Raw genomic sequence first — 25,439 nt, 5'->3', positions numbered from 1 at the left:
GCCTTTTATTAATTTTCTTTTCTTATTCGACGATGTTTAACTGCTTTTTTCTCTGTTGCTTTCCCATATGAACCATAATTTCCATAAGAACCGTATCGGCTCTGCTCAACATCGACTTTATTAAGAACGACACCTAAAAATTGTGCACCACTCATTTCCATTTGTTCTTTAGCTTTTAGAAGAAAGCGACGTTTCACACTGCCTGCTCCCGTAACCAGAACAACACCATCACACTTTTGAGCAATAATCGCTGCATCCACTACCAAACCAATCGGTGGCGAATCTACAATCACATAGTCAAAAACCGTACGAACCTTTTCCATCATATCTGAAAAACGGTCATTCTGAATCAAGCGTGTTGGATTTGGAGTGTGTTTTCCAGAAGGAATAATCAAAAGATTTGGTACATTTGTGTCACAAATCACTTCACCCAAGCTAGCATTTCCTGAGAGGTAGCTTGTCAAACCTTCAATTGCTCCTAGTGCTGTAAATGTTCCAGATAGTACTGAATTTCGAGTATCCGCATCAATTAATAATGTCTTATATCCTGCTGTAGCAAACGACATGGCCAACCCCGTTGATGTAGTTGTTTTTCCTTCGTTTGGCTGTACAGAAGTCAATACAATTGTTTTCAAATCTATTCCGCTAAATTGAATATTTGCCCGAACCGAGTTATAGTATTCATCAGCAGATGCTAATTGACGCCCTTTTGAATTCACCAATTCTAACATGCCCATTTTTCTCTCCTCTACATTTTTTCAAAGTTTGGTACAATACCAAGTAATGGAAGCCCTAATACTTCTTCTACATCTTCTGGGCGCTTAATCCGATCATCCAACAACTCGAACAAAACAACTGCTGCGATGGCCGATACAAAACCAGCCATCAACCCAAGCAAAACATTCCGTTTTGTATTTGGAGTTGACGGAGAAGATGGTAGTTTCGCCGCTTCTAAAGTAGTGACATCTTCTACCTTGGTTACTTCTTTAATTTTTTCTGCTGCTACTTCACGAACCGAGTCTGCTAACTGACTAGCCATTTTAGGTTCGCTATCACGCACACTAATCGAAATAACCCGCGTATTAGTCGGGATATCAACAGAAACTTTACTGCCCAGTTCACCTGCTGTCATATTGAGCCCTTCTCTTTCAACAACTTTATTGAGGACGTCACTTGAGGTAATAATTTCCTTATAGTCGTTAACTAAAAAAGAGCCTGCTTGCAAATCTTGGGCTGTTATTACAGAAGCTTCACCTGTTTTGTTTACAACATAAATACGAGTTGTAGCATCATATTTTGGCACAACAACCAAAGTACTATATAGGAAGGAAACTGCTGCAAAGAAAATTCCGGCAAAGGATATTAGTACTTTTTTATCCCATATTTTGTGTAACAACTGCAACACATCAATTTCAATCGTTTGGTCTTTGGTATTCATTTTTTCTCCTAAATAAATTCATCTGCTAAAATCGTTTCAGCATTATCATAAAAAATTGCACGGGCATAATTTGTGCCATATTCTTTTTCTACTACTTGGTAAGCTTCTTGCATGAAAGGCGGACGTCTGTCCAGATTATGCATATCGCTTGAAATAAAGTGAATCAGGTCTTTTTCTAGGAAATAACGACCTCGTTTTTTATAAATCTTTTCCTTGTCGCCAAACAATTTTGGCTTCAATACATGATTACTATTTACCTGCATATAGCATCCCATGTTAATCAATTCACGCACGCGTTCTTCTTTGAATTCCAAGACATCGTAGCGTTCAATGTGGGCAACAACAGGTGTTAGACCAATCATTTGGACATTAGCCAAGGCTTGGCGTATTTCTTGCCAAGGAGTTCCACCTGAAAATTCAACTAACGCAAATCGTGTCCCATTTAAGGTAGGAAATACTCCAGTTTCCAGTTTCTTTAAGATAGAATTTCTATAATAGAGCTCTCCACCATATAAGATAGTCAAGCCATCAAATCGTTTTTCAGCTTCTACTTTGACAATTTGAAAATTCGCGAGGATTTCTTCCTCAGGTGTTTCAAACATCCCTTTTCGGCGGTGTGAGGTTGATACAATAGTTCGAACTCCCTGCCGATAGGCTTCTTCTATCAAAGAAAGACTTTCTTCCAAAGTATCCGGTCCATCGTCTACATTAAATACAATGTGTGAATGAAGATCAATCACTTATTTTCCCTCCATTGTACTATTAATTGCTGCTTTAGCTGTGTCGACACTTGCTTGATCAAGAGATAACATATAGAGAGCATATCCTGGCATCGCATAAGAAGACAATTCTCCTGTTGAGCCAGTACCAGTGACATCTTGTGAAGTAACAGCGAATTGACCACCTGATGACAACTGAGCATTGGCAATGGTCATCATACTATCCAAGGACATATTAGTCTGAACAGAATCCTGTAAAGACGTCACCACATCTGAAATATTCGTCAATGATTGGAAGCTTGCTAGTTTCTTGATCAAAGCTGCAATGACGCGTTCTTGATTTCGTCCACGGTCGTGGTCACCGCCTGCTAATGAATAACGTTCACGAACAAAACGCAAGGCAGAAGCTGAATCAAGTTGAATCGTCCCTGCTTCAAATGTTTGGCCACCGGCTGTGAAGGCCGTTGGATTATTCACTTCTACACCGCCAACTGCATCAATCAACTTCATAAAGGATGTAAAGTTGATCCGAGCGTAGTAATCAATATCGATACCGTAGAGATTCTCCAAGGTTTTCATAGATGTTTCAACACCATAGACACCTGCGTGGGTCAACTTATCGTACTGATTTCCACCACCGTCTGGAATTTTCACATAAGAATCACGTGGAGTTGTTGTGAGAAGGACCTTGTGGGTATCCATATTGACTGTCATGATGATATTGACATCTGATCGAGATACGGTAGAAATTGAACCATAGGTATCAATACCACTAATATAGATATTGAATACATTTGGATCTTTCTGCTTGTCTGATGACTTCTTGACGCTCACTTTTTTACTAATTTTATAAGTATAAAGTGTTTTGATTTTTGAAACATAGTCAGCATCGTTTAACTCAAGAAGGCTGCTATAAGCGCTGTTGAGAACCATCGCCTTTGACTTATCTGCCATGATTGTTTCGTAGGCAGATTGATAAGAGGCTGTTTCAACCGGTGTCAAATTGACATTTTTCTCAAGGCGAGCTTTCCCTAAAAGGGCTTCGATGTTGTCACGATCACTCGCTAAAGGAGACTGCACTTCACTCAATTCGCTCAGATTATTGACCGTGCTATCTTTAGCCACAACCACGCTCATCTCAATCTCAGAATATGAAGCTGTGCTGTTGAATTTTTGTGTCAAGTCAGCGGCTGATTTATAAGTAAAAATCAGTCCAGTCACTCCTAGCAAAAAAAGCACTAAACAAACTGCTGTCAATACTTTGACTTTTTTCTTTAGTATCGCAATGAGCGCTAAAAGCCAAACAAGCAACAGAACTATTGGCACAATCACGTGAAGTTGTCTAAAATGTAGAAATTGCTTTGCAACAATCAGATACATCAACGCACCAACCAATCCTGTATATAAAATCAATAAAGTAGTGTTAATAATCGTACCAGTCTTGGATTTCTTTTCATGACGCTGGCGACTGCTATTTTTAGCCATTCTGCCTCCTAAGATATCTCAAAATAATATTCATTTTGAGATTATTTCATCTCTTCTATATAATTCATTATCTTAAGTAATATAACATAATTTTCTCTAAATACCAAGAGAAATACCGAGGAAACATTTTTTATTTCACTTGAATCTTTTATTTTTTTTAGCTACACTATTCTTATGAGAATTCAACAACTACACTACATCATCAAGATTGCCGAGACTGGTTCTATGAACGAGGCTTCCAAGCAACTTTTTATCACCCAACCCAGTCTTTCCAACGCTGTACGTGACCTAGAAAAAGAGATGGGGATTGAGATTTTTCACCGTCATCCAAAAGGAATTACCTTAACCAAGGATGGTATGGAATTTCTTTCCTATGCCCGTCAAGTAGTGGAACAGACAGAACTCTTGGAAGAACGGTATAAAAATCCAAATACCAAGCGAGAGCTCTTTAGCGTGTCCTCTCAGCACTACGCCTTTGTGGTCAATGCCTTTGTCTCCCTCCTGAAAAAGACAGACATGGCAGATTATGAACTCTTTTTACGGGAGACACGGACTTGGGAAATTATCGACGACATCAAAAATTTCCGTTCAGAAATCGGTGTTCTCTTTCTAAATAATTTCAACCGCGATGTCTTGCTGAAAATGTTTGAGGACAATCGGATCAAGTACACACCACTTTTCACTGCCCATCCCCATGTTTTTGTCAGCAAGACCAATCCGCTTGCCCAGAAAACCTCTGTGCGATTGGATGACTTGACTGAATTTCCTTACCTCAGCTACGAACAAGGGATTCATAATTCTTTCTATTTTTCTGAGGAAATCCTGTCACAAGAACACCATAAAAAGTCCATTGTCGTCTCTGACCGTGCCACTCTTTTCAATCTCTTGATTGGTCTCGATGGCTATACCATTGCGACGGGGATTCTCAACAGTAATCTCAATGGGGATAATATCGTATCTATCCCGCTTGAAATTGACGACGAAATCGAATTGATTTACATCCAACATGAAAAAACAAATCTGTCCAATATGGGAGAACGGTTTATCAACTACTTACTAGAAGAGGTCCAATTCAATGACTGAGGAAAGGGTCAAATGCTGGGTAAACATTTGCGTAAAAAAAGATAATCAGGTACTCTTGCTAGATCGTCAACACGATAATTTTAAAGGCTGGATTCAGCCAGGCGGCAAGGTTGAATTTGCAGAGACTGTCTTCAGTGCTGCTCTAAGAGAGTTAAAGGAAGAGACAGGATTGACCGCCTTAAACTTGGAACTAAAGGGAATCTCTGGCTTCATCAATCCCGCCATTCCTGAGCGCTATGTCTACTACGACTTCTTATGTACAGACTTTGAAGGGCAGGTCCTCAACCAGTCCGCGGAAGGCACTCCCAAGTGGTGGTCCATTGATGTATTGGACACTATTCCAATGCAGGATGACATCCGTAACCGACTTCCCCTTTACTGGAGAAAAGGCTCTTTTGAGCGGGTACATTACTGGGATGAGGAACATCACTGTATCGGACGAACGGAAACTAAGCTTTTTGGAGAAGACTAAATACGACGACCTTCGGGTTGTCTTTTTTCATCCTTTTTTGAAAATACTGTTTTCTTTTAAACGATGAAAGATTTTCATTTTTATACAAGAAAACGCTTTCTTTTATCCCTTGATAATGATATAATGAAGTTATTAAACAAATAAGGAGTGATTATTTTGGCACAAAACAAGTTATTAGCAATGATTTTGGCCGGCGGACGCGGGACGCGCTTGGAAGGTTTGACACAAAAAGTCGCAAAACCAGCGGTAGCATTCGGTGGCAAATATCGCATTATTGACTTCCCTCTCAGCAACTGTGCTAATTCGGGTATCGATATTGTTGGTGTCCTCACACAGTATGAATCTGTCCTGCTCAACTCTTATGTTGCCCAGTCGCAACGCTGGGGACTAGATGTACATGGTTCAGGTGTATTTGTCCTGCCTCCACGTGAAAAAATCGAAGGTTTTGGACTTTACCAAGGTACAGCTGATGCAATCACTCAAAATATTGATTTTATCGATTTACATGAGCCAGAATATGTCCTCATTTTGTCAGGTGACCACATCTACAAGATGAATTATGACAAATTGCTCGAATCTCACATTGAAAAAGGGGCAGATGCCACCATTGCCGTTATCGAAGTTCCGATAAAAGAGGCGTCTCGTTTTGGTATCATGAATACCGATGAAGATTACCGCATCGAAGAGTTCGAAGAAAAACCTGCGGATCCTAAGAGCAATCTTGCTTCCATGGGGATTTACATCTTCACTTGGAAAACCTTGAAAAAATACCTACTGGAAGATGAAAAATTAGACACTTCTTCTCACGATTTTGGTCATGACCTCATTCCAAAATACCTTGAAGACGGTCGCAAGCTTTATGCTTATCCATTCCGTGGCTACTGGAAAGATGTGGGTACGGTCAATAGTCTCTGGGAATCCAATATGGACTTGATTGACCACAATGACGACCTCAATCTTTTTGACCCTACTTGGAAAATCTACTCTGAAGACACTGGTTCTCCCGCTCAAGTGATTGGCTCAAATGCGACGGTTAAGAGCGCCTATATCGACAAAGGTGCTATCATCGATGGCTATGTAGAACATTCTATTGTGTCTACAGATGCCCAAATCAAGGAGGGAGCTGTCGTTAAAAATTCTGTGATTTTACCGAATGCGCAGATTGGAGAAAATGTTGAATTAGATTATGTTATCGTTGCTGAAGGAATTAAAATTGCTGACGGTAGCTCGCTTGCGGGAACACCAGATGCAATCCTCCTCATTGACAAAAATGTAAGCAAAGTAAAGGAGGATACAGATGCTTAGAAATACTCTTGGAATCGTCAACATCGAAGGTACAAACGTTCATTTTGGAGATATTATGGGACACCGTGGTGTGCAAGCCTTTGGATTTCTCGGGCGCTACCGCTTGATTGACTTTGTCTTGTCCAACATGTCCAACTCTGGTATTACTGAGTTCCAAGTCTACATGCCTGCCAAGATGCGCTCCACTATCCAGCACGTCGGTACCGGAAAGCACTACAACATCAACAGCAAACGGGGCAAATTGCGTCTGCTCAATAGTGTGACAGATCCAAACTCTATCTACCAGCACGATGTCAAAGCATTTTCAGACAATGTCCACTACATTGAAAAGTCAAACAAGGAATACGTCCTGATCGTTCCATCTTACTTTATCTATAGCCAGGATTATACAAAGGTTATGGAAGAACATGTGGAGACTGGTGCAGACATTACCGTTCTCTACAAAAACGTGACCAATGCCAAAGAAGCCTTTATCGGTTGCCAAACATTGAAATTTGATGATGACAAGCGCATTATCGAATTCGACGAAAATCATGGAAAATATAAAAATCGGTCCGTATCACTCGAAGCCTACTTCATGAAACGTAGCCTGTTTTTAGAATTGATTGAGCGCGCTAACAAGGTTTCTGCCCTCTACTGGCTCAAGGACATTATTCGTGACGTAGTAGACCAATACAAGATTATGGGCTATGCACACCGTGACTATGTAGCCTGTATCAATACTGTTGAGGCTTACTTTAATACCCAGCTTGAATTGATTGACCGTAACACGCGCCGACTCCTCTTCAAGCAAAACTGGCCGATTCATACGCAAACGAGCGACAGTTCTCCTTGTCTTTACGGCCCTCTGGCAGAAGTATCCGGCAGCTTGATTTCCAACGGTGCTTATATCAACGGTGAGGTAGAAAACTCTGTCATTGACCGTGATGTCATTATCGAAGAAGGTGTCTCTGTCAAAAATTCTATTATCCTAAATGGAGTGACCATCAAATCTGGTGCAACCATTGAAAATGCTATTATTGACAAGTCGACTACCATCACTCACTCCATCGACATCAAGGGGACACCGGAAGCACCTGCCTACATCAAGGCACACCACCTCATTTAAGAGAAAGGATACACCATGTCAAAAAAATCGATTCTCTTTGTGGCTTCTGAAGGGCTCCCTTTTATCAAAACAGGTGGCTTGGCGGATGTTATCGGTTCCCTTCCAAAGGAATTGGTCAAGCAAGGAATGGACGTTCGTGTGGTCCTTCCCCTCTATTTGAAAATTGCCAAAAACAATCACACAGACTTTACCTATGTTTCGAGTTTTGATGTGCGAGCTGGTGATATTCAATCTATGGCCAATGTCTATCAACAAGTCGTAGACGGAGTTACCTTCTACTTTATCGAACACCGCGACTTCTTCGAGCGTGAAAATCTCTACGGTTACGATGACGATGCCATGCGCTTTGGTTTCTTCCAACACGCAACTTGCCGTTTGTTAGAAGCCCTCAACTACTTTCCAGACATTATCCATAGCCATGACTGGCACACTGCTGCACTGCCATTTCTTTGCCGTACATTTTATAGCTACCGGGAAGAATTTCGACAAGTCAAGCACGTCTTTACCATTCATAATCTAGCTTTCCAAGGCATTTTCAACAAACAATCCCTCTGGTCTGCGCTCGGTATGGACTACGGTTACTATCTGGATGGCACTGCACGCTTCTACGATGACTGTATTAGTTTTATGAAGTTAGGCATCCTTTACGCAGACAAGGTAACGACCGTTTCGGAAACCTATGCGCAGGAAATTTTAACCGAAGACTTTGGCGAAAATATGCAGCATGTCCTTGCTCTCCGCCAACATGACCTTTGCGGTATCGTCAACGGAATTGACTACGATGTCTGGAATCCACAAACCGATCCTGCCCTTGTCAAGCCATTTGATAGCCAACACTTAGCTGATAAAAAGGCGAATAAGCTAGCCTTGCAGGCACAGTTTGGCTTGCCCCAAGACGAAGACACTCTCCTCGTCGGCATTGTTTCGCGTCTGACTTACCAAAAAGGGTTCTATCTTTTGACAGAGATGCTAGGCCATATGCTTCAAGCTAGAGTTCAGTTTGTGGTTTTGGGAAATGGCGAGCAAGATATCGAAAATGCATTCAATCATTTTAAAGAAGCTTATCCGGATAAATTCGCCTTCTACCGTGGCTACAACGAGCCTCTTGCTCATCAAATCTATGCAGCGAGCGACCTCTTCCTCATGCCATCCATCTTTGAACCATGTGGCATCAGTCAGCTCATTTCCATGCATTACGGTACACTTCCTTTGGTACGTGAAACGGGTGGACTACGAGATACCGTTATCCCTTATAACCGAGAAAATCTCCAGGGTACAGGATTTAGTTTCTTCGGGAAAAATGCTCAAAGCATGAAGTACGTCTATGACTTGGCACTTGAAACCTATTACGAACGACCACAGGATTGGACAAAACTAGTCGAGCAAGCTATGGAAAAAGATGTCAGCTGGCCAGTTTCCGCTGAAAAATACATTTGGCTCTACAGAGAAATTACACAGTAACACTCAGGCGAGACGCGAGGAACAAACTCGGCCTCGCCTTTTCAAGGATTTAAGGAGGAAGAATGAATACATTTAGTGATTTAGACCTCTATTACCTTCAAAGTGGTGAACACACTAGCCTTTACGAAAAAATGGGCGCTCACCTGGTCAAAAAAGGTAATAAACTAATCGGCACACAATTTCGTGTTTACGCCCCAAATGCCAGCTCTGTTTATCTGGTTGGGGACTTTAATGGTTGGCAAAAGTCGCATCCTTTAGAACACGAGATTGGCGGTGTCTACCAAGTCTATATTGATGGTTTAACCGCCCATGAAAATTACAAATATCTCATTATTACACTTGATGGACGTGAATTATATAAGGCTGATCCCTATGCTTTCTTTAGCCAACTACGCCCGGATACAGCTTCACAAACTTACAATTCGCGCTATAATTTCAAGGATCAAGATTGGATTTACCAACGGACAGATTACGACTTCAAAACAAGTCCATTTTCCGTCTATGAAGTGCATCTAGGTTCCTGGAAGCAAAAAATTATCAACCAAACAGGTGAGGGGGCCAGCAGAGAAAACTTTTACTCCTATAAGGAACTCGCACCTCTTCTCATTGATTATATAAAAGAGCAAGGATACACCCATATCGAGCTTCTCCCCATCATGGAACATCCTTTGGACGCTTCGTGGGGGTACCAAGTGACCGGCTATTTTAGCCCAACTAGTCGTTATGGAAAACCTGACGAACTCAAATACCTAGTAGACCAATGCCACCAAGCTGGAATCGGGGTTATTCTCGACTGGGTACCGCTTCATTTCTGCAAAGATGCGCATGGACTTTATCAATTTGACGGCTCTTGGCTCTACGAATACCAAGAAGAACACGATCGTGAAAATCGTCAATGGGGTACTGCGAATTTTGACCTGAGCAAAGGCGTAACTCGCTCTTTCCTCCTATCAAATATCCACTACTGGCTCAATGAATTTCACTTCGATGGTATCCGTGTTGACGCCCTATCCTATCTACTCTACTGGCGAGGAGAGACAGAACCAGACAAAATCAATCAACCCGCCATCGATTTTATCAAACGCGTCACAGCTCTTGTCCACCAAGAATTCAAAGGCGTTGTCATGATTGCTGAAGATTCATCAAGTTACCCAGGTGTTACCCATCCACTCGATGCAGACGGACTTGGCTTTGATATGAAATGGGACTTGGGCTGGATGAATGATACACTCAAATACATGAGTCGTCCCTCTATCTACCGCAAGCACCATGTCAACGAAATCACATTTGGTATGTATTACAACCAAAACGAACAGTTTATTCTCCCACTCTCGCATGATGAAGTCGTCCACGGCAAGCATTCGATTGTCGAAAAAATGGATGGTAACTACCAAGATAAATTCCATCTGGCACGCGCTTACTACGCTTACTATTTTGCTCATCCAGGAAAGAAACTCCTTTTTATGGGCAATGAATGGGGGCATATCCGAGAATGGCACGAATACACACAGATGGACTGGCTCTTGCTGGACTACCCTGTCCACCAATCCTTCCACAGCATGATGCAGTATCTGACCAACTATTATCGCCAGTATCCTGCATTTTGGCAATACGACTATCAAGCACACGAAAAAGGATTTAAGTGGGCAGCCATAGCTGAAGAAGCAAATTGCTTTGCCTTCTCACGCTTTGGTGATGATGAAGAGATTTTGGTCATCTCAAATTTCAATGACCAAGATATTTTTGATTTGGCATTGGACTTACCTGCTGGTAAAACCTACAAACTTGTCTTTTCAACGGCTATTCTCCCGACGGAATCATTCGAATTACAAACCAATGAAACGGGAGCGCGCATTACCATTCCGCGATTGACCACCTTCTATCTGAAAGACGTAACAAAAAGAGGTTAGGACTTTGTCCCACCTCTTTTATTATTGCTAGCCATAAACTGGTCGATTATTTTCCGTCGACTGCCTTGTATTTAGCCACTTCTTTCAAGTAATTATCGTAGTCACCATTTTCTGTGATTTCCTTGATAGATTTGTTCAAGGCCTTTTGCAAGTCTTCATGACCTTTTGCTAAAACAACGACTTTTTTGTTTTCATCCTTAGAATCAAATGTTACAGACGCTACTGCCAAGTCCGTATTTTGTGCGACATAGCCTTCTGCCACTGCTGAATCGAGCAAGACTGCATCGACTTGACCAGCTTTCAACTCCGTCACAGCTTCACTCATACCAGTGAGTGAGACGATATTGGCATTTGACAATTTTGCTTGCGCGTAAGCTTCTTGGGTTGTCCCTTTTTGCACCGCCAATGATTTACCTTTCAAATCCGCAGGTTTTGTAAACTTATCAAGAGATGATTTTTTAACCAACAAAACATCGGCTACAGAGTAGTATGGATCGGTAAAATCAAATGTTTGCGCGCGTTCTTTTGAGTAAGACAAGCCAGCAATGGCAATGTCAACTTTCCCATTTTGAACACTGGTCAAGACATTATCGAAGCTCATGGTTGACACTTCCAATTTAACGCCCAAATCTTTGGCCAACTTTTCAGCCAATAAGATATCCGAACCTACAACCTTGTTTTCACCATTGACCAGGGTTTGGAATTCAAACGGTGCATAGTCTGGGCTTGTGGCTACCACAAGTGTCCCTTTTTCTTTAATTTTGTCCACCGCAGATGAGGAGGAGGTTGATTGACTAGACGATGAGCATGCTATCAAAGTCAAACCAGCCAATACAGTTGTTGCTGCCACTAACATTTTCTTGAATTTCATAATAATCCTCTTTTCTTTTGCCTACTGTCTCCAGTATCGGTTTTTGAAAGTGAATTTCGATTACATTTCACTTGTTTTTCAAAAGTATGTGACTATTTTAATTCATTTTTATACAATTGTCAACTGTAGTTTGAATTTTTATTCAATATTTTTTAATTTTTTAGCATAAAAAAGACAAATTCACTTTGAATTTGTCCTATTTTACCAAAACTCACGGATAAAATCGTCCTCCAGACGTTCCCGATAGAACAGTTCAGATAGCTCCTTTTCATCAAAAACGCGGAGCAAATTGAGCAAATCATAAGCGAGCTCCATCTCTGACAAATCCGCCCGATCTACCCACTGCACTTCCCCTTCTTCCGAAGAACGCAACTGCCCTTCAAAGTCAATAGTCCGATAGAGAAAAACCAGGTATCGGACACCTTCTTTTGTATACCAATGCTTCATCCCAACCAACTTGGGATTGCGAATAAGAAGCCCGGTCTCCTCATACACTTCCCGAACAACAGCCTCATGGAGACTTTCCCCCACTTCAATATGCCCACCTGGCAAGGCAGCTCCTGACCAAGTATAGCGCTCAGGATCTCGAATTTGCATTACAATCTTGCGGTCCGCATCCTCAATCAGACACATATTGGTTAAAATCACTTCCTGGCTACGTGGCATTCCAATCTTCCTCTTTCTACTAGCTCTGTATTGACAGGTATGTCAATACTTGTTGTACTTAGTATAACAGCTTTTGGCTGACTTCTCAATATACGAAAATCAGTGACGGTTGAAAATTGGATTTTCAAGCAAAATTCACCCGAAAAATATCCTCTATATTATCGCACAACTCCATCGATAATTTATCCATTTTATTTAATTGCATACCAAAAATCTCCTATTTGTTTAATGTCTGGTACTGTTTGACAAGATTCTCTTGGGTCAACTTCTTCATAAAAAGCGCCTGTTTGTCTTTAGAATACTGTTCTGTTTTTTCATCCTGTAACTTGTTAATATTCTTAGTCGCTTCTGGACTAAAAAGCTTAGACAACTCTGTCTCTTGCTCAATGTACGAAACATCGCGCTGCTCAGTTGGGGTTTGATTATTTGTATCGATTTTCAAATTACCATCTGCCGCATAAACTGTGATTGGTAGTAAAAAAACCGTAAATAGGAGCGTCTTCAATTTTATTTTCATCTCATTACCACCTCGTTGTTCACTCCAGTCATCAACCTCGAATCGTTCTTTCCGCTCGAATAAATAGACAAGAATCCCAATCTAGTTATACTAAATTAGGATAGATGTCATATGTTCAAAAATTAGTCTTCCATCTCTTTGTAAAGGTAGGCATTTAGTCCACCTAAAGCTGGAATCAAGAAGAGTAAAATACCAAAGATTAATCCCCATCCCTCCTGATGGCTTAACAGCAATTGGAACATTTTTTCTGTATAAGTCAGTGGTGAAACAGATGCAATTCCTTGATTGGTCGTTGCAAATTGTACATCAAACAGCTGCGAAGCACTGATGATATAGAGCATAAGTAAACCAATTGAGACTAAGAAACCAATATGTTTAAAGTATTTAAGGAGGAGATTATTGCTGTATGAGAATACCAATAATAAAACAACTCCTGCCATCATTAAAGTGATAAACTGACTGCCGATAACATCTAGTTTGCTACCCATAATTGCAAAAATCATAAGTCCACTGATTACCGCCACTCCAGATAGTACGGACATTGGTACGATAGCATTTGACCAACTCACTCGTTCCCCGTTTTCACTGCCTCGCATCCATTTAGTATGTTGCAATGCATAGGCTAAACCTAGACTGGTAATAAAGGAAATCAAGATAGTCAAAAATGGTGAGCGTTCATCCCTTGCTACTGGCGTAGTTACTGCCGCTTGAGGGGTTACACCTAAAACAGAAGAAATATTTTTTGCATCAACTGGATTCGATAAATACTCATATACCGCTTGATTTTTTTCATTTCCATTCTTTGTATTGCTCAATACTCCTGCAAACGCTTGAAGAAATGCCTCATTATCTTTATAATCTGTCGCCATAATCGTATTGAGCTCCTCAACACGCCCCGAGAGACCTGTACCTTCATTTTCAAGACTGGATACATCATTGCGCAATTGGGTTAACGATTGATTGATTGTTTCCGCAACTGCTTGATTAGACTTGGTGTTTTCCATCAAGTTGCGGCTCGCCGCCATTAATTGCACTAAATCTGCGTTCATAGCAGCTGTCACAGTTACCATACTTGTATTATCGACAACTTCAGTTGTTGTTAAGGCTGGTTTAGACGCAAGTGTCTCATTTACCGTATTTGCCTCTTGCAATACCTTATCAAGTTGTTCAACCAGTAAACCTGTGTTTGATTTTAACTCTTGGATAGTTGCTTCTAACTCTGAGCCCTGAACCTTCTTATTGTTTAAGTCATCAATCTCTTCTTGCGGTACTTGTAGACTAGACTTCAAGCTTGAGATAGTAGATTCTTTTATTAAATTCACAATAATCGTTTTTAGACTTTCCATATCAGCCGAATTCAACAAACCGTTTTTCCCTGCTACCGATGCATCAAACGACTGTCTTAAATCCGTTCCAAAAATCGTCTGAACAATAGCAGCCAACTCCAGATAACCATGGATATCAGCAAATAATGTTGCTGACTCTGAATCTCCCGCATAACTTTCATAAGGGAATAGAGTTGAAGAAGCGGAATATTCCCGTTTGAATTCTTTACTCTCAGGTTCATATACAGTTGTCACTTTGGTTTCTGTTTTCGGAACAGCTGGTGTCGGTGTAGTACTTCCATTCGTTGCATCAGGACTTGTAGACTTATCTATAGACGTATCCGTGCTAGCATCAGCAACTGAAACCTCTTCTATTTTTTCTTTAGCAACAGCTATGTCAGCTTTTTCGCTTGTTGTAACAACAGCTTGAACAACAGCTGGGGAAAGGACGTTCAGTTGTTGTGGTGAGGCTACACCTAATTGATACTGCAACGTTAATTGGGGTTGTGTCCCAGATACGAGCACTTGATACTCAGTGACAGATAATTGACGAGTCTGATAGCCATTAATAGAAAGTGTATATTGCGACGGAACTGAAATTCTAACATCTGTTACTTCACCTGTTACGTTTGGAAATGTCAGCACACCGCCTGCAGCAAGTCCTGACAAAATATGATTTTTAATTTTATCAGTCCGTTCCACTTGTGCACTGCTTGTCACTGACGGTAATGGTTTATTGTATTTGTCAGCATACCATGCAACAAAGTCATTGATATTTTTCAAGTATTTTTTATCCGCATCTGATAGAGCTAACGCATTGATACCTTAAGATTTAGTAATTGTTTCATCCCAAGTCGTTGGATTGCTCAGACCATCATTGAAGGTCGTTTTTACTGTTTGTAGTTGTTGAAGCTGGTCCGCTACCGACAGCTTAGAGAGGGACTCATCGTATTGAGCAATGTTTTGTTCTCGTTGCCCAATAGAAGTTTGCCACTTAGTTTGTGCTTCCTGAATCGCTGACAATTCTGTATCGTAAGTTTTATCAACATTTATAATAGAAGAAAAACTTTCATTTGTATGATTCAAAGCATCATTAAAGGAAGAGTAGGTAGACAAAATTGAATCCGGTGAGCTCTTAATCCCGGCAAATGATTGAGAGTAGCCCCCAGTGGCTGAAGAAGATTGCTTTGATAGGCAGTTAGGGAATTTCCCTCATGTGTTACCGCTGTCGCAACCTGCCCTTGAGCCGATTGAGGATTTCCTATGATACTTGAAAAATAAATATTAATGAGGTCTTGGTTAAACTGTGTCTTTAAGTCAGAAACCGCCTGCTCTGCCTTACGAATCACAATTTGTTTGTCAGACTTAATCTGGTATTGAAAGCTCGTTTGGGTTGGCGATTGATGCTCCAATGCTAGTGAATCCGATGAAAACTTACTAGGAAGAACGACCATTAATTGATAGGACCCATTTTCAAGACCATGCTCGGCGATTGCGCGTGACACAATTTCAATTGGATAGTCTGTTCTAGTATCAAATGACTTTACCAAGGTACTTCCGATATTGACAAATTGGTCAATGTAGTTTACCCCTGTATCCTCATTGACAAACGCAATCTTAATATCATTGGACTCGACAGTTTCTTGCTTTTGTGTCACCGAATTCCGTATTGAAGTCGGCTTGACAATCCCAAAATAAGTTGCACCACCAGCTGTTGTAACTAGCAGACTAGACATGAGTACTAATAATTTTCTGTTCATTCCTAACATATTCCTCCTAGTAAAAAAATGAAGTTGAGGAGTTTCCCCAACTTCATTAAATCAGTAATTTAGACCAAAGTTGCGAGAAAGGTCTTGGTCATTTTGTTGCATCGCTTGAGCAGTTTTATCAAGTTGTGTATTGATTTGTTGCATCAACTCTGCAAAATTTTGAACTTTTGGTTTCAGCTCGTTAAAATTGGTTATCAAAACCTTGGAACGCCGCACCCTCTCATTCAGAACGAAGGGTATCTTGCAATCTTTGTAAGTTGTTTAAAATTGTCGTAATGTCGTTAGATGCTTTACCATACTCACATGCGCAAGATTGAAGGGTTTCAGGTGATACTCGGATTTGTGACATAAGCTGTCTCCTTTAAGTTTTATTTAAAAAAATTATATCTAAAATAAATATTTTTTCAATGATATTATAGTCAATTGCACCAATTTATTTTATTTTCTGAAAATATTCGCTATTTTATCATCTGGGTATGAAAATTCCTCACTCCATCTCTTTCAACTCTAATACCAAGTCACGAATTTGGGCTGCTAATTCAAAGTCAAGCAATTCAGCTGCTTCCTGCATTTGTTTTTGGAGTTTTTTTATAGCATCCTTGCGCTCGGTCTTATTGAGTGCGGAATAGTCCACAACTTCTTCTTCTGCATCCTTGCTGCCAGCCTTAGTCACAGAAATCAAGTCACGAATTTCTTTCTTGATGGTCTGTGGAACGATGCCGTGTTCCGCATTATAAGCCATCTGAATTTCGCGACGGCGAGCTGTCTCATCTATGGCCCGTTGCATAGAATCCGTAATCTTGTCCGCATACATGATCACGTGGCCCTCACTATTACGCGCGGCACGACCAATAGTCTGAATCAGACCACGTTCATTACGCAAGAAGCCCTCCTTGTCCGCATCCAAGATGGCAACCAGTGACACTTCTGGTACGTCAATTCCCTCACGTAAAAGGTTAATCCCAACCAATACATCAAAGACGCCCAGACGCAAGTCACGAATGATTTCCGTCCGCTCAAGCGTTTTAATATCCGAGTGCATGTATTTGACCTTGACACCCATTTCTTTGAGGTAATCGGTCAAATCCTCTGCCATTTTCTTGGTCAGGGTTGTGATAAAGGTCCGCTCGCCTTTTAGGCTACGCTCCGTGATTTCTCCCAACAGGTCATCCATTTGTCCCATGGTTGGACGCACTTCCACTTCTGGGTCAAGTAGACCAGTCGGACGAATGATTTGCTCAATGACGGTATCCGTTTGCTCATTTTCATAATCACCTGGTGTGGCAGAAACGTAGACAATCTGATGGATATGACTCTCAAATTCTTCCCGACGAAGCGGACGATTGTCCAAGGCAGACGGCAAACGAAAACCATAATTCACCAGCATTTCTTTACGAGCGCGGTCTCCGTTGTACATACCCTTGATTTGCCCCATGGTCATGTGGCTCTCATCAATCATAATCAGAAAATCTTCTGGGAAAAAGTCAAGTAGCGTGTAGGGTGGCTCGCCTTCACTCCGCCCATCCATGTGGCGAGAATAGTTTTCGACACCGTTGGTGTAGCCCATTTCACGAAGCATTTCGATGTCGTACTCAGTCCGCTGACGCAACCGTTGCGCTTCCAATAATTTTCCCTCTGATTCAAAGAGCTTTAATTGCTCCTCTAGCTCTGCTTGGATTTTTGCAATGGCAACTTCCATGTGCTCGTCGTTGGTCATAAAGTGAGTCGCTGGGAAAAGAACCAAGTGCTCCACTTCGCCTAGATTTTTACCTGTGAGACTTTCAATCTCACGAATACGGTCAATTTCATCACCGAAAAATTCCACACGAAAGGCATGCTCGTCACGAGAAGCTGGGAAGATTTCCACCACATCGCCACGTACACGAAAACGCCCCCGCTGAAAATCAATATCATTGCGCTCAAATTGAATATCAACGAGTTGATTCAAGAGCTGGTCACGCGAGATTTCCTGACCTGGTCGCAAACTCACTGCTGAGTCTGCGTATTCTTTTGGTGAACCCAAACCGTAGATACAGGAAACAGATGCGACGACAATCACATCGTTGCGCTCCAAAAGTGACGATGTCGCTGAATGACGCAGTTTATCAATCTCATCATTGACCGAACTATCTTTTTCGATGTAGGTATCCGATGACGGCACATAGGCTTCCGGCTGGTAATAATCGTAGTAAGAGACAAAATACTCGACCGCATTATCAGGGAAAAATTCCTTAAATTCGCCGTAGAGTTGTCCTGCCAAGGTCTTGTTATGAGCGATGACAAGGGTTGGTTTATTGACCTTGCTGATGACCTGACTCATGGTGTAGGTCTTACCCGTCCCCGTCGCTCCAAGAAGAATCTGCGCTTTTTCTCCACCTTCGATATTGTCCACCAAGGCTTTGATGGCCTGTGGTTGGTCTCCTGATGGCTCATATTTTGAGACCAATTTAAATGGCTGGTCTGTTCGTCTATCAATCATATACTTTCCTCTTTTACTAAGTTAGAACTATTGTACCATAGGAGGATGGGAAATAAAAAAATCGGCCATCTGAAACCGATTTCTTTTCTATATTATAAAGTGGATTTTTCTTTTTTCAAGGCCCAAATCAGATAGACAATCCCAGCACATTCAACCAAGCAAGAAATTAGACTTCCCTCTGTCCCGAATGCACCTCCAGAAATCCACTCTGGACTCTTGGCATTGACCGCAAAATGCAAGAGGCTCTTACCAGCAGCCTGACCACTGACCGCGATACCAAATAGATTTCCCTGTGTGAAATTCCAAGCACCGTGCAATGCAGCTACGCCCCAGATATTGTCCGTCTTCAGCATATACAAAGCCATAAAAATACCGGATAGAACTAGGCCTAACAGAGAAATCAGTGTCACATGATCATTTCCCAAATGCATCAGACCGAACAAGGAACTGGATACCCCCACTGCTACAGCCAGATTAGTCCGACGATTGGTCAAGGGAAGTAACCATCCACGCGTCAAGAGTTCCTCAGTCCCTCCTTGAATAAACCAGAAAGGGATGAGCGACAAGACAAAGCCAATGCTAGCGACACTAAAGTCAACACCGACAAATGTCAAGCCTCCCAAGAGGTAAGACAGGAGAGCAGCTGCTGAAAAGAGCACCGTTCCTACTAGCCACCCCAGACTGATTTCTTTTAGGATCCCTCGCTTCACCTTGAAAAATCCCAAACTAGAAATTGGTCGACGTTCCACAAACTTGACCCAAAGCATGAGACCCGCTGCGACAAAACCAAAGCAAATCAATTCAAAATGCAAACTCGTGAAAGTAGATGTCACAGAATCCAAACTCGAACCACTTGCTAATCCAACTGCCATTATAATCGGCCCTAAAATCATCCCCGCAACAAGCGAACCCACAAAGAAGAAAATTTCTACCATAATACAGGCTAATAGTACAAATAACCAACTAGGCATCCTGTCGTACAAGACAGTTGGCGCTTCTAACATTTTCTTTTTCATTTGTTACCTCCAAATTGTTTTTTATATTATACGTATAATACAACTATACAATCAATTTGTCAACACCTGTTTCATGTCATATTTTCTAACACAGGCGATTTGCGTTTGTCTGAAAATTCTGCTATACTAATAATCATATCTTTAGAAGGAGATTGGAAATGAAGAAAAAATTATTCATGCTGATGGCAACTATTTTGCCTGCATTCTTTCTTTTCACTGGTGTACAGGCAGACGATAACATTGATATCGCCTTTGATTCAACCTATGCACCATTTGAGTTCAAAGACTCAGACCAAGTTTATAAAGGCTTAGACGTCGATATTATTAATGAAGTAGCAAGCCGTTCTGGCTGGGCAACCAACCAGACATTCCCTGGATTTGATGCTGCGGTAAATGCGGTTCAATCTGGTCAGGCTGACGCCCTCATGGCTGGTACGACGATTACAGAGGCTCGTAAAAAGGTATTTACCTTCTCAGATCCTTACTTTGACACAAAAATTGTTGTGGCGACACGTAAATCTGAGACTGTTTCACAATACAAGGACTTAAAAGGCAAGACAGTCGGTGTGAAAAACGGGACTGCTGCTCAATCTTTCCTTGATGAAAACAAGAGCAAATACAGCTACTCTATCAAGACATTTGATACTGGCGACACAATGTACAACAGCCTTTCAGCTGGAGCTGTCGATGCAGTAATGGACGATGAAGCGGTTATCAAGTACGCGATTCAACAAAATCAAGACTTGGCTATCAATATGGATGGCGAAGCAATTGGTTCATTTGGATTCGCTGTTAAAAAAGGCAGCAAATACGAATACCTCATCTCAGATTTCAACAAAGCTTTAGCAGCTATGAAGGAAGACGGCACCTATGATAAAATCATGAAAAAATGGTTGGGTTCTGACACTTCTAGCTCATCAGAAAAAACAGATTATGGTTCAACATTAAGCCTATCAGGAGATGCCTCTGCAAAAGTAACTCCAGTCAAAGGTTCCTATGTTATCGCATCTGATTCATCATTTGCTCCATTTGAATACCAAGGAAAAGATGGCAACTATACCGGAATTGATATCGAGTTGATCAAAGCCATCGCTGAACAACAAGGCTTTACGGTTACTATCCAAAATCCTGGATTTGATGCCGCGCTTAATGCTGTCCAAGCGGGACAAGCTGATGCAGTTATCGCTGGGATGACCATCACAGATGCTCGTAAGAAAATCTTTAATTTCTCTGATGCTTATTACACTTCTAACATCTTGTTAGCTGTAAAAAAAGGCAGTCCGATTAAAACCTACGAAGATCTAAAAGGCAAAACAGTCGGTGCCAAAAACGGTACTTCTTCTTATGCCTATTTAGAAGAAAATGCTAAAAAGTATGGTTATACATTAAAAGCATTTGATGAAGCATCTAGCATGTATGACAGTTTGAACTCCGGCTCAATCGGTGCCCTCATGGACGATGAAGCTGTATTGCTCTACGCTATCCAACAAGGTCGTGATTTTGAAACACCTATCAAAGGAATTTCAACTGGTACCATCGGATTTGCTGTTAAAAAAGGAAGCAATCCTGAGTTGGTCGAAATGTTCAACAACGGACTTGCAGCTCTGGTTAAATCAGGAAAATACAACGAAATCCTCAATAAGTATTTCAACGCTTCTGAAAACAACTCATCTTCTGCTAAATCAAGCTCTACTGTCGATGAATCAACGATTTTCGGACTATTGAAAAACAACTACGGTCAACTTCTTTCTGGACTTGGTATCACAGTTGGTTTGGCGCTACTCTCATTTGCCATTGCTATCGTAATCGGTATTATCTTCGGTATGTTTGCAGTTAGCCCGTTCAAATCACTTCGTGTGATTGCTTCTGTGTTCGTTGATGTGGTACGCGGTATCCCGCTTATGATTGTGGCTGCTTTCATCTTCTGGGGCATTCCAAACTTGATTGAATCCATGACTGGTAACCAATCGCCTATCAACGATTTTGTCGCAGGTACTATTGCCCTCTCTCTTAACTCTGGTGCCTATATCGCTGAAATCGTTCGTGGTGGTATCCAAGCAGTACCAGCTGGACAAATGGAAGCTTCTCGCAGCTTGGGTATTTCTTACAACACAACCATGCGTAAGATTGTCTTGCCACAAGCCGCCAAACTCATGCTTCCAAACTTTATCAACCAATTCGTTATTACTTTGAAAGATACAACCATCATCTCAGCGATTGGTTTGGTTGAACTCTTCCAAGCAGGTAAAATCATCATCGCCCGTAACTACCAATCATTCCGTATGTACGCAATCTTGGCGATTATCTACCTTGTGGTCATCACTCTCTTGACACGATTGGCACGGAAACTTGAAAAAGGAGGCAAATAATGGCTCAATTGAAAATTAACGTGGAAGACTTGCATAAAGCTTACGGAAAAAATGAAGTTTTAAAAGGTATTTCCACAAAATTTTACGAAGGGGATGTGGTTTGTATCATCGGACCTTCTGGTTCTGGTAAATCAACTTTCCTTCGTACCATGAACTTGCTTGAAACCATTACAAGCGGTCACGTCATGGTCGATGGATTTAACTTGACAGATCCAAAGACGGATGTCGATACCTTCCGTGCAAATGTTGGAATGGTATTCCAGCACTTCAACCTCTTCCCACATATGACCGTTTTGGAAAACATCACTTTCGCTCCTATCGAGCACAAATTGATGGACAAGGCTGAAGCTGAAAAAGTGGGGATGGAATTGTTAGACAAGGTTGGTTTGGCTGACAAACGCAACGCCATGCCAGATAGCCTGTCTGGTGGTCAGAAACAACGTGTGGCTATCGCTCGTGCCCTAGCTATGAATCCTGACATCATGCTCTTTGACGAGCCTACATCAGCCCTTGACCCTGAAATGGTCGGCGATGTACTGAATGTTATGAAGGACTTGGCTGAGCAAGGTATGACCATGCTTATCGTTACCCACGAAATGGGATTTGCTCGCAAGGTTGCCAACCGCGTTATCTTCACAGATGGCGGTGAGTTCTTAGAAGACGGCACTCCTGAACAAATCTTCGATAATCCACAACACCCACGTCTCAAGGAATTCTTGGAAAAGGTATTGAATGTATAAGAAAAGCCCTTCTAGGGCTTTTTCATTTTCTCTAAAAACTGAGCTGCTTCTTCTCTGCTATGAAAGATATACTGTTCTTTATCTGGATATTGACTGAGTAAAGACAGGATGTTAGGCCGACTGGTGTGTGAAAAATTTCGAATGAATGCTAGAAATTCTTCATCCAGCTCTGTCTCAACCCAAGGCATGTCTGGGCGAACAGTTCCAACCCTGCTGGCTATGCCTTCTAAACAGACCTCTAGAGGATAGTCTAGAAAAATAATCGTATCACAAGCCTTAAGACGAAATTCCATACTAGACCCGTAATTTCCATCAATAATCCAACTTGGTTGACGGATAGCTTGGGCTTGTCGCTCCAAAAAGACAGCACTATCGACTATCGTCCGGTCCGCATTCCAATTTAGCTGATCCAGATGAACTAAAGGTAAGTTAGTTATGACTGCTAACTTTATAGAAAAAGTAGATTTCCCTGAACCAGGACAACCAATGACAATGATACGCTTCATAAGATACTCCTTTTCCCCATCTTACCATCTCCTACTTGCATTTTCAAGACAGTTTGCTATACTAAAGATAGAAAAACTCGGAGGTAAGGTGCATTGATCAATTAAGTCTTTGTCATTCCATTTGCAAAAGGATGACTTTCTAGTATGGTATCTGTCTAGAGAGACTTATTTGTGTGCCCTGTCTATAGCCGGAAATTCGGTCTTTTTGTGCATGCACGAACTCTGCTAGACAGCAGGGTTCTTTTTTCATGACAAGGAGGCTATATGCTACAATTACACACTCTGACGATTCGGCAGCAAAAAGATTTGCACACATTGGTAGAAAATCTTTCAGCGACTATCCAAAATGGAGATAAGCTCGCTATTATCGGCGAAGAGGGAACGGGCAAATCCAGCCTACTTCATATCTACAATCAAGATTTAGTGACGGATTATCTGCAAATAGATGGTTTGATTGACAACCATTTTTCGTCTATGGGCTATCTGCCACAGATTTTACCAAGGGAAGAGGCTGAAAAGTCAGTGGATGATTTTCTCTTTGGAGATATTGACTATGCCAGTTTCGACTTCAATCTTCTTTATCAATTAGCTGGGCAACTGCAAGTTGATAGCAAAATTCTAGACAAGCCAGAGATGAAAGTGGGGCAACTTTCTGGCGGAGAAAAAATCAAGCTCCAACTGCTCAAATTGCTGGCTGGTCAACCTGATTTGCTACTGCTTGATGAGCCGTCCAGCGACCTAGATATGGAGAACATTATTTGGTTAGAAGACTTCATTCAGCAGAATCCTCTGACCATCATCTTTATCTCATATGACGAGGAATTATTAAAGAAAACAGCAACCAAACTCATTCATCTGGAACAAATCAAAAAAGGAAGTCAAGCACGTTCTAGCTTTATTTGCCAAGATTATCAAAGCTATCAAGAAAGCCGACAGACTGGTCTGATGAGACAGGAACAGCTAGCTAGAAAGGAACGGGAAGAACAAGCTCAGCGTCTTCAGACGCTGCATCGGACCAAGTCAGCTGTACGCGATGCGCTAGTACGAGAAAAATGCGCCCCAGTAGGCCGATTGCTTGCTAAAAAGATGAAAAATCTTCTTTCACGGGAAGAACGCTATCTCCGTGAGGCAGAAAATTTTACGGAGCTACCCGATAATCCTGACGTCATCGGACTCTTCTTTCATCAAGTCAAGTCCTTGCCTTCGCAGAAGGTCTTACTGGATTATTATCAAGAGCCATTAGTGACTGGGCAAAGCATTTCGCTGACAATTTTTGGGCAAGACAAGGTAGCTATCATTGGGGAAAATGGTATCGGCAAAACCTTGCTGCTGAAAAAAATCAAGGATGAGCTGGCCAGTAAATCCAACCTATCTCTCGGCTACATGCCGCAAAACTATGCTGAGGAGATGGAAATGGAGTGCAGTGCACTGGATTTTCTAGCTGAAAGTGATCATCCAGAGCGTGCTCGTACGCTGCTGGCCAGTCTCAAATTTAACCGCCAAGAAATTCAGCATCCCATCAGTCAGCTCTCTGGTGGTCAACAGGCCAAACTGTTTCTAGCAAAGATGGTCTACCAACATAATAATTTCCTCATCTTGGATGAACCAACTCGGCATTTTTCTCCGACTGCTATGCCTGAAATCTGCCGGCTCTTGCAGAACTTTCCCGGCTGCCTGATCACTGTTTCCCATGACCGTCAGTTTGTTGAGACAGTCTGCCAGACTGTCTATAGATTGGACGAAAATCGATTAGAACAACAAGTTTAGATGAATAGCAAAAGGAACCTGGGACTCAGTCCTAGGTTCTTGATTTTTTATAATTTCAACAGTTTGACGCAGGGGTTGACTGAACGTTCTCATTCCTTTCTGCGTAAGCAATTTCGAATCTTGTAACTAACTCCGTCCGTTAGCCCGATTCCAACCTCAAAAAGTCCACTGGACTTTTTTGAGCTAGTAAACTGTGCGGAGGTAAGACGACAAAATCGATTTCTACGAAATAACGATTTTTGTTCCACTCTCCTTTTATTTTTCTGCTTCTTCTTTGGCCAATCGCTCCCGTTCCAAACGGAATTTTCGATTGGGATTGAGTAGATTAAAGAGTTCTTCTAATTTTTCTGCATTCCAAACATCGGCCGCAGATACAAAATTCCCATTCTTATCTTTAAAGGATATCGGCTTATCACCCATAATTGCTCCTTTC

At 41.5% G+C, this 25,439-nt stretch carries 23 protein-coding genes; 9 read left to right on the top strand and 14 right to left on the bottom strand.

Features of this window, described 5'->3' with window-relative positions; all coding sequences use genetic code 11:
* Window positions 1-8 precede the first annotated feature (8 nt).
* The 4 genes from J2T50_RS04430 to cpsA are packed head-to-tail and all read right to left on the bottom strand — an operon-like array spanning window position 9 to window position 3,642.
* The gene (locus tag J2T50_RS04430; RefSeq protein ID WP_253364149.1) at window positions 9-737 is read right to left on the bottom strand and encodes a tyrosine-protein kinase; all 729 of its coding nucleotides are present in this window, start codon (window positions 735-737) and stop codon (window positions 9-11) included.
* Between the two features lie 11 nt (window positions 738-748).
* On the bottom strand, window positions 749-1,438 hold the full coding sequence (locus J2T50_RS04425) for a Wzz/FepE/Etk N-terminal domain-containing protein (RefSeq protein ID WP_253364147.1): 690 nt from the start codon (window positions 1,436-1,438) through the stop codon (window positions 749-751).
* An 8-nt stretch (window positions 1,439-1,446) separates the two neighbouring features.
* Window positions 1,447-2,178: a capsular polysaccharide biosynthesis protein Cps4B gene (cps4B, locus tag J2T50_RS04420; protein ID WP_253364145.1), complete on the bottom strand. Its 732-nt coding sequence runs from the start codon at window positions 2,176-2,178 to the stop codon at window positions 1,447-1,449.
* Window positions 2,179-3,642 carry an LCP family glycopolymer transferase CpsA gene (gene cpsA, locus J2T50_RS04415; RefSeq protein WP_253364143.1) on the bottom strand — a complete coding sequence of 488 codons (1,464 nt, stop codon included), beginning with the start codon at window positions 3,640-3,642 and terminating at the stop codon, window positions 2,179-2,181.
* Between the two features lie 174 nt (window positions 3,643-3,816).
* On the opposite strand from cpsA, the gene J2T50_RS04410 reads away from it, so the two are divergent.
* The 6 genes from J2T50_RS04410 (at window position 3,817) to glgB (ending at window position 10,981) form a co-directional block, all read left to right on the top strand.
* Window positions 3,817-4,725 (top strand): LysR family transcriptional regulator, encoded by a 909-nt coding sequence (locus tag J2T50_RS04410; protein WP_253364141.1) that lies wholly within the window; start codon window positions 3,817-3,819, stop codon window positions 4,723-4,725.
* Window positions 4,718-5,197: an 8-oxo-dGTP diphosphatase gene (locus J2T50_RS04405; RefSeq protein WP_253364139.1), complete on the top strand. Its 480-nt coding sequence runs from the start codon at window positions 4,718-4,720 to the stop codon at window positions 5,195-5,197. The genes J2T50_RS04410 and J2T50_RS04405 overlap by 8 nt, the downstream gene beginning before the upstream one ends.
* A gap of 156 nt (window positions 5,198-5,353) precedes the next feature.
* Complete coding sequence (locus J2T50_RS04400) at window positions 5,354-6,502, top strand: glucose-1-phosphate adenylyltransferase (RefSeq protein WP_301282807.1); 1,149 nt, start codon at window positions 5,354-5,356, stop codon at window positions 6,500-6,502.
* Window positions 6,495-7,610, top strand: a complete 1,116-nt coding sequence (gene glgD, locus J2T50_RS04395; protein WP_253364137.1) for a glucose-1-phosphate adenylyltransferase subunit GlgD — start codon at window positions 6,495-6,497, stop codon at window positions 7,608-7,610. The genes J2T50_RS04400 and glgD overlap by 8 nt, the downstream gene beginning before the upstream one ends.
* A gap of 15 nt (window positions 7,611-7,625) precedes the next feature.
* The gene (gene glgA, locus J2T50_RS04390; RefSeq protein WP_253364135.1) at window positions 7,626-9,071 is read left to right on the top strand and encodes a glycogen synthase GlgA; all 1,446 of its coding nucleotides are present in this window, start codon (window positions 7,626-7,628) and stop codon (window positions 9,069-9,071) included.
* Between the two features lie 62 nt (window positions 9,072-9,133).
* Window positions 9,134-10,981: a 1,4-alpha-glucan branching protein GlgB gene (glgB, locus tag J2T50_RS04385; protein ID WP_253364132.1), complete on the top strand. Its 1,848-nt coding sequence runs from the start codon at window positions 9,134-9,136 to the stop codon at window positions 10,979-10,981.
* A 46-nt stretch (window positions 10,982-11,027) separates the two neighbouring features.
* Here glgB and J2T50_RS04380 read toward each other — a convergent pair whose 3' ends face one another.
* The 8 genes from J2T50_RS04380 to J2T50_RS04345 form a co-directional block, all read right to left on the bottom strand.
* The gene (locus tag J2T50_RS04380; protein WP_253364130.1) at window positions 11,028-11,852 is read right to left on the bottom strand and encodes a transporter substrate-binding domain-containing protein; all 825 of its coding nucleotides are present in this window, start codon (window positions 11,850-11,852) and stop codon (window positions 11,028-11,030) included.
* Window positions 11,853-12,053: 201 nt separating this feature from the next.
* A complete protein-coding gene (locus J2T50_RS04375) occupies window positions 12,054-12,518 on the bottom strand; it encodes an 8-oxo-dGTP diphosphatase (protein ID WP_253364128.1) in 465 nt (154 codons plus the stop codon).
* A 217-nt stretch (window positions 12,519-12,735) separates the two neighbouring features.
* On the bottom strand, window positions 12,736-13,035 hold the full coding sequence (locus J2T50_RS04370) for a hypothetical protein (RefSeq protein WP_253364126.1): 300 nt from the start codon (window positions 13,033-13,035) through the stop codon (window positions 12,736-12,738).
* Between the two features lie 122 nt (window positions 13,036-13,157).
* A complete protein-coding gene (locus J2T50_RS04365) occupies window positions 13,158-15,143 on the bottom strand; it encodes a hypothetical protein (protein WP_253364124.1) in 1,986 nt (661 codons plus the stop codon).
* Window positions 15,144-15,185: 42 nt separating this feature from the next.
* Window positions 15,186-15,446: a hypothetical protein gene (locus J2T50_RS04360; protein ID WP_253364122.1), complete on the bottom strand. Its 261-nt coding sequence runs from the start codon at window positions 15,444-15,446 to the stop codon at window positions 15,186-15,188.
* Entirely contained in the window at window positions 15,443-16,120 is a 678-nt protein-coding gene (gene esaA / locus J2T50_RS04355; RefSeq protein WP_253364120.1) for a type VII secretion protein EsaA, read from the bottom strand. The genes J2T50_RS04360 and esaA overlap by 4 nt, the downstream gene beginning before the upstream one ends.
* 496 nt (window positions 16,121-16,616) lie before the next feature.
* On the bottom strand, window positions 16,617-18,608 hold the full coding sequence (gene uvrB, locus J2T50_RS04350; RefSeq protein WP_253364118.1) for an excinuclease ABC subunit UvrB: 1,992 nt from the start codon (window positions 18,606-18,608) through the stop codon (window positions 16,617-16,619).
* A gap of 92 nt (window positions 18,609-18,700) precedes the next feature.
* Window positions 18,701-19,624: a CPBP family intramembrane glutamic endopeptidase gene (locus tag J2T50_RS04345; protein ID WP_253364116.1), complete on the bottom strand. Its 924-nt coding sequence runs from the start codon at window positions 19,622-19,624 to the stop codon at window positions 18,701-18,703.
* 158 nt (window positions 19,625-19,782) lie between these two features.
* On the opposite strand from J2T50_RS04345, the gene J2T50_RS04340 reads away from it, so the two are divergent.
* Both J2T50_RS04340 and J2T50_RS04335 read left to right on the top strand, forming a co-directional pair.
* A complete protein-coding gene (locus J2T50_RS04340; RefSeq protein ID WP_253364114.1) occupies window positions 19,783-21,993 on the top strand; it encodes an ABC transporter substrate-binding protein/permease in 2,211 nt (736 codons plus the stop codon).
* On the top strand, window positions 21,993-22,733 hold the full coding sequence (locus J2T50_RS04335) for an amino acid ABC transporter ATP-binding protein (protein ID WP_253364112.1): 741 nt from the start codon (window positions 21,993-21,995) through the stop codon (window positions 22,731-22,733). The genes J2T50_RS04340 and J2T50_RS04335 overlap by 1 nt, the downstream gene beginning before the upstream one ends.
* An 11-nt stretch (window positions 22,734-22,744) precedes the next feature.
* Here the strand turns inward: J2T50_RS04335 and J2T50_RS04330 are convergent, their stop codons facing one another.
* Entirely contained in the window at window positions 22,745-23,239 is a 495-nt protein-coding gene (locus J2T50_RS04330; RefSeq protein WP_253364110.1) for a P-loop NTPase family protein, read from the bottom strand.
* 264 nt (window positions 23,240-23,503) lie between these two features.
* On the opposite strand from J2T50_RS04330, the gene J2T50_RS04325 reads away from it, so the two are divergent.
* Window positions 23,504-25,006, top strand: coding sequence for an ATP-binding cassette domain-containing protein (locus tag J2T50_RS04325; RefSeq protein ID WP_253364108.1), 1,503 nt, complete (start codon window positions 23,504-23,506; stop codon window positions 25,004-25,006).
* A gap of 255 nt (window positions 25,007-25,261) precedes the next feature.
* On the opposite strand, the gene J2T50_RS04320 is transcribed toward J2T50_RS04325, so the two are convergent.
* Window positions 25,262-25,426: a hypothetical protein gene (locus J2T50_RS04320; RefSeq protein ID WP_222349402.1), complete on the bottom strand. Its 165-nt coding sequence runs from the start codon at window positions 25,424-25,426 to the stop codon at window positions 25,262-25,264.
* Between the last annotated feature and the right edge of the window lie 13 nt (window positions 25,427-25,439).

Source organism: Streptococcus gallinaceus, assembly GCF_024170225.1.
Taxonomy (GTDB): domain Bacteria; phylum Bacillota; class Bacilli; order Lactobacillales; family Streptococcaceae; genus Streptococcus; species Streptococcus gallinaceus.
Note: the sequence above shows the minus strand (reverse complement) of the source record. Positions and strands in the feature narration are given on the sequence as shown.

What these genes read in the sequence shown, in the direction of transcription:
- J2T50_RS04430 (WP_253364149.1), bottom strand. Translation starts at nt 737, where the DNA reads ATGGGCATGTTAGAATTGGTGAATTCAAAAGGGCGTCAATTAGCATCT.
- J2T50_RS04425 (WP_253364147.1), bottom strand. Translation starts at nt 1,438, where the DNA reads ATGAATACCAAAGACCAAACGATTGAAATTGATGTGTTGCAGTTGTTA.
- cpsA (WP_253364143.1), bottom strand. Translation starts at nt 3,642, where the DNA reads ATGGCTAAAAATAGCAGTCGCCAGCGTCATGAAAAGAAATCCAAGACT.
- J2T50_RS04410 (WP_253364141.1), top strand. Translation starts at nt 3,817, where the DNA reads ATGAGAATTCAACAACTACACTACATCATCAAGATTGCCGAGACTGGT.
- J2T50_RS04405 (WP_253364139.1), top strand. Translation starts at nt 4,718, where the DNA reads ATGACTGAGGAAAGGGTCAAATGCTGGGTAAACATTTGCGTAAAAAAA.
- glgD (WP_253364137.1), top strand. Translation starts at nt 6,495, where the DNA reads ATGCTTAGAAATACTCTTGGAATCGTCAACATCGAAGGTACAAACGTT.
- glgA (WP_253364135.1), top strand. Translation starts at nt 7,626, where the DNA reads ATGTCAAAAAAATCGATTCTCTTTGTGGCTTCTGAAGGGCTCCCTTTT.
- glgB (WP_253364132.1), top strand. Translation starts at nt 9,134, where the DNA reads ATGAATACATTTAGTGATTTAGACCTCTATTACCTTCAAAGTGGTGAA.
- J2T50_RS04380 (WP_253364130.1), bottom strand. Translation starts at nt 11,852, where the DNA reads ATGAAATTCAAGAAAATGTTAGTGGCAGCAACAACTGTATTGGCTGGT.
- J2T50_RS04375 (WP_253364128.1), bottom strand. Translation starts at nt 12,518, where the DNA reads ATGCCACGTAGCCAGGAAGTGATTTTAACCAATATGTGTCTGATTGAG.
- J2T50_RS04370 (WP_253364126.1), bottom strand. Translation starts at nt 13,035, where the DNA reads ATGAAAATAAAATTGAAGACGCTCCTATTTACGGTTTTTTTACTACCA.
- esaA (WP_253364120.1), bottom strand. Translation starts at nt 16,120, where the DNA reads ATGAACAGAAAATTATTAGTACTCATGTCTAGTCTGCTAGTTACAACA.
- uvrB (WP_253364118.1), bottom strand. Translation starts at nt 18,608, where the DNA reads ATGATTGATAGACGAACAGACCAGCCATTTAAATTGGTCTCAAAATAT.
- J2T50_RS04345 (WP_253364116.1), bottom strand. Translation starts at nt 19,624, where the DNA reads ATGAAAAAGAAAATGTTAGAAGCGCCAACTGTCTTGTACGACAGGATG.
- J2T50_RS04340 (WP_253364114.1), top strand. Translation starts at nt 19,783, where the DNA reads ATGAAGAAAAAATTATTCATGCTGATGGCAACTATTTTGCCTGCATTC.
- J2T50_RS04335 (WP_253364112.1), top strand. Translation starts at nt 21,993, where the DNA reads ATGGCTCAATTGAAAATTAACGTGGAAGACTTGCATAAAGCTTACGGA.
- J2T50_RS04330 (WP_253364110.1), bottom strand. Translation starts at nt 23,239, where the DNA reads ATGAAGCGTATCATTGTCATTGGTTGTCCTGGTTCAGGGAAATCTACT.
- J2T50_RS04325 (WP_253364108.1), top strand. Translation starts at nt 23,504, where the DNA reads ATGCTACAATTACACACTCTGACGATTCGGCAGCAAAAAGATTTGCAC.
- J2T50_RS04320 (WP_222349402.1), bottom strand. Translation starts at nt 25,426, where the DNA reads ATGGGTGATAAGCCGATATCCTTTAAAGATAAGAATGGGAATTTTGTA.